Genomic DNA, 3,301 nt, shown 5'->3' with positions numbered 1-3,301 from the left:
CAAGAACCGCGTCTGAGGCCAGCGCCTACGCCGCGAAAGCTGGACGTCGGATCAGCTCAGCCGCACCGCACCTAGCTTGCGAAGGGGTCCCAATTGCATGCCGATCCGGGGTCCCGTTCCAACGCCTTTTGACAGCTTGATCGCCGTTAGCGCATCCTCTCCATAGCGACAGTCGGTGTTGAGGTAGATGACGTCGTCGATCTCGATCGCAAACGGTCGGTGGACGGGTTGCAGGAAGTCATGCACGGGCATGATCGACGGAGCCTGCGCTACGCCCTCGACGATCAGCGCGCTGGCGATGTGGTCAGGTTCACCGGCTCCATCCGGCCCGGGCGCCGCGCTGAAGGCGAGATAGAAGTCATGGATCGGCTCGCCGAATTCGTTGGAGAGCAGCGCGGATGTCTTCACTGGAGAGCTCCTTATCGGGGTCGGCGACGGGAGGCGCTGTGCGATCTGGCGAGGGCTGGGTGAGGTCGGAGGTGGACTGGATCGTCGGCCGCGGCGTCGGTGTCGCCGCGGCTCGGTCTCTCAGCCGCCGCGACACGACCTCGGTGGTCGCGCGCGGCGCAGCCACCGGCGGGGATCGAGGCAGCGGCGACGGTGAGGTCATGCTCGCCTGGTACCTCGCCCGCCGCACGGCTGTGTTGAGCTGCTTGTCCGAGTACGCTCGGCCATCCTTGCGCTGAACGCCGGCGCGGGTGATCGCGTGCGCCAGGACGGTGAAGGTCAGGCCACGGGTGAGAAACACCTCGATGCGGGGCAGATGCCGGAGCACGACCCGGTCGAACGGGACGGTGACGTCCTCGCAGCCGTGATCGGCGGCGAAGTCCCTAGCCCAACCATCGAGTTCCGCCCGCACCATGGGCTGTCGGTAACCCACGCCGGATAAAGCTCAAACGAACGCGATCACGACAATTGCCAGCATCTCACAGCAAGACCCAGCAACGTCCAGCGCCTGATGATGCTGGTAAACGAGGTCAAAAGCAGTGTGCACACCTGTGCACCTCGGGTGCGCGGCCAGGGACGAGCGTCCCTAGAGGTGCTGCAAGATCAATAGGCCAGTCGGTATGAGCATGCCGTAAGAGGACGTCAGACACCGACGGACCCGAATAGGTCGAGCTGTCCGGCTGCGCGGCGGCTACGTGCGGGCGGACGGAGGGCCCGCCGCCTGGATCCCGACGTGGGGGTCGCCGGCAGACTGACGCCCGGCTTGCCGTAGAGCACCGCTCCGACGATCCGGCAGCCGTCGCCCCGGTGGAACACATTCGCCGTGTGCGGTCCGGCGCGCAGGATCTCCTGCACCAGCGCCTCATCCACGCTCAGACCGGACAGGGCGGTCAGCAGGCAGGGCAGTCCCGCCGTCGCGATGGCGAACGACTGGAACTCGGCGGCGCGCTGCCGCCAGACTTGGCGCACGGCCCCGGCGCTGGTCTGCGCAAAGGGATTGGGCGCTGGCCGCGTCGCCGCGTCGGCGATGAAGGCCGCGATCGCGTGCCGCTCGGCGATGTGCGTGGCCGCGAGCAGGGAGGCGGCGAGCTGGCGCTGGGTAATCGGTCTGTCAGTCACGTCGGGCAGCTTCGCCCCCATGAGATCCTTCGCTCTCGCTCGATAACCAGACTGCGATGGCTGGATAGAGCAGGAAGGACACGCCGCTCGACCGTTCCAGGCGAGGGTCTCACGAGACCTCGGACTGACGTAGCGCGGCTTGCACCCGCCGGATCGTGGCTCGGCTCGCCTTGAGTTCTCGCGCGATCGCCGAGGCGCCTTGGCCCTCGCGCAGTCGCTGCTCGACCAGACGGCGTCGCTCCTCGCTCAGGCTCGCGGGACGTCCGATGGCTTTGCCTTCGGCACGGGCGCGCGCCAGACCTGCCTGCGTGCGTTCGATTAGCAGATCACGCTCGAACTCGGCGACCGCGTTGATCACGCCCATGGTGAGCTTGCCGGTCGAACTGGTCAGGTCGACGCCGCCGAGAGCGAGGCAGTGGACGCGCACGCCGATCTTGGCCAACTGCGCGACCGTCCCGCCGACATCCATCGCGTTGCGGCCCAACCGGTCGAGTTTGGTTACGACGAGGACGTCGCCGTCCTCGAGCCGATCGAGCAGGCGGACGAAGCCGCGGCGCTGCGAGGTCGCGACGCTGCCCGACACCGTCTCGGTGATCACCCGCTTAGTCTCGACCTGGAAGCCCGCGGCTGCGATCTCCTGACGTTGATTGTCGGTGGTCTGCCCGAGGGTGGACACGCGGAGGTAGGCGAAGGTGCGAGGCATGGCTGAAATCTGGTCGAAAGCGATGGCCGAAACTAAATGCTGGCCGAAACCATCGCAAGCCTATGTTTCGGCCAGATCCCCCGCCGGTGGCCGAAACCGTTCGGTTTCGGCCAGAACTCCGCGGGCGATCTGCCCACCGTGGGACGGCAGGTCAGCCACTCCTGGTGGAACTGCCAAATCGCCGTTTCATGGCGTATATGACCGAGATGCCGTATGTCTGATCAACGGCACCGGATGAGTCGGCGGCTAGCGCCTTTCATCAGGCAGACGCATGTTTTTGAGCTGATCGCATCAGGATGTCATGAACGCGACGCTTTCCAAGATCGATGCTGGTGGTCGTCTGATCATTCCAGCTCAGGCGCGTAAGGCCCTCAACCTGGAGTCCGGGGGACCCGTCGTGTTGACCCTAATGGACGGTGAGCTTCGGGTGCGCTCCGTCGCTTCCGCCATGGCCGAGCTTCAAGCGCAGACCTCCTCCTTCCTGTCCGGCGACGGCGCCTCGGTGAGCGCTTTTCTCACGGCGCGGCGTGCAGAGGCTGCCAGGGAAGAGGGCACGTCTGCGGACACGAACGATCTGGCTGCCCCATCCGCGACGGAGCTCGATCGTGGCGCGTAGCGTCCTCGATGCTTCGGCGTTGCTCGCCTACCTCCGCCGGGAACCCGGGTGGGAGCAGGTGCTAGAGGCGTTCACCGGCACAGCCATGATGACGACTGTAAATTTCGGCGAGGTCGCCGGTTGGCTGGTCCGCAATGGAGCGGACGAGGCGGCTGTGCGCGCTTTGCGAAACGGCTTGGTGTTTCCGCTCACCCCCGCTGACGACGACCTCTGCATTCGCGCAGCACTGCTGGAGCCGCTGACCAGGTCGAAAGGACTCGGGATTGGGGACCGGCTCTGTCTGGCGCTCGCTGCCCGCTCCAATGCCGTCGCTGTCACCGCGGACGCCGCTTGGCAGGAGATCGCTGCAGGTGCTGGCGTCGAGGTTCAGCTCATCCGCTGAAGTCTGGCGAGTAGCCAGATGCAGCGTTTACCCG

General features: G+C 66.1%; 6 protein-coding genes. 2 read left to right on the top strand and 4 right to left on the bottom strand.

Translation table 11 applies throughout. The features are described 5' to 3' along the window. Positions 1–51: 51 nt before the first annotated feature. The 4 genes from MKK82_RS07215 to MKK82_RS07200 form a co-directional block, all read right to left on the bottom strand. The gene (locus MKK82_RS07215; protein ID WP_243985144.1) at positions 52–408 is read right to left on the bottom strand and encodes a hypothetical protein; all 357 of its coding nucleotides are present in this window, start codon (positions 406–408) and stop codon (positions 52–54) included. Next, entirely contained in the window at positions 359–862 is a 504-nt protein-coding gene (locus MKK82_RS07210) for a hypothetical protein (protein WP_243985142.1), read from the bottom strand. Before MKK82_RS07210 ends, MKK82_RS07215 begins: the two co-directional genes overlap by 50 nt. Before the next feature lie 227 nt (positions 863–1,089). Then, the gene (locus MKK82_RS07205; protein ID WP_243985141.1) at positions 1,090–1,566 is read right to left on the bottom strand and encodes a hypothetical protein; all 477 of its coding nucleotides are present in this window, start codon (positions 1,564–1,566) and stop codon (positions 1,090–1,092) included. 109 nt (positions 1,567–1,675) lie between these two features. Next, on the bottom strand, positions 1,676–2,269 hold the full coding sequence (locus tag MKK82_RS07200) for a recombinase family protein (RefSeq protein WP_243985139.1): 594 nt from the start codon (positions 2,267–2,269) through the stop codon (positions 1,676–1,678). A 301-nt stretch (positions 2,270–2,570) separates the two neighbouring features. Here MKK82_RS07200 and MKK82_RS07195 point away from each other — a divergent pair, with 301 nt between their 5' ends. Then, on the top strand, positions 2,571–2,885 hold the full coding sequence (locus tag MKK82_RS07195; protein ID WP_243985137.1) for an AbrB/MazE/SpoVT family DNA-binding domain-containing protein: 315 nt from the start codon (positions 2,571–2,573) through the stop codon (positions 2,883–2,885). Then, positions 2,875–3,267 (top strand): type II toxin-antitoxin system VapC family toxin, encoded by a 393-nt coding sequence (locus MKK82_RS07190; RefSeq protein ID WP_243985135.1) that lies wholly within the window; start codon positions 2,875–2,877, stop codon positions 3,265–3,267. The genes MKK82_RS07195 and MKK82_RS07190 overlap by 11 nt, the downstream gene beginning before the upstream one ends. Positions 3,268–3,301 lie beyond the last annotated feature (34 nt).

It is taken from the genome of Methylobacterium sp. E-046 (assembly GCF_022829625.1).
GTDB classification, from domain to species: Bacteria; Pseudomonadota; Alphaproteobacteria; order Rhizobiales; family Beijerinckiaceae; genus Methylobacterium; species Methylobacterium longum.
The sequence above is the reverse complement of the archived record's forward strand: the minus strand, read 5'-3'. Positions and strand labels throughout refer to the sequence as shown.

Coding starts and splice junctions, on each gene's coding strand:
- MKK82_RS07210 (WP_243985142.1), bottom strand. CDS start 862: ATGGTGCGGGCGGAACTCGATGGTTGGGCTAGGGACTTCGCCGCCGAT.
- MKK82_RS07200 (WP_243985139.1), bottom strand. CDS start 2,269: ATGCCTCGCACCTTCGCCTACCTCCGCGTGTCCACCCTCGGGCAGACC.
- MKK82_RS07195 (WP_243985137.1), top strand. CDS start 2,571: ATGAACGCGACGCTTTCCAAGATCGATGCTGGTGGTCGTCTGATCATT.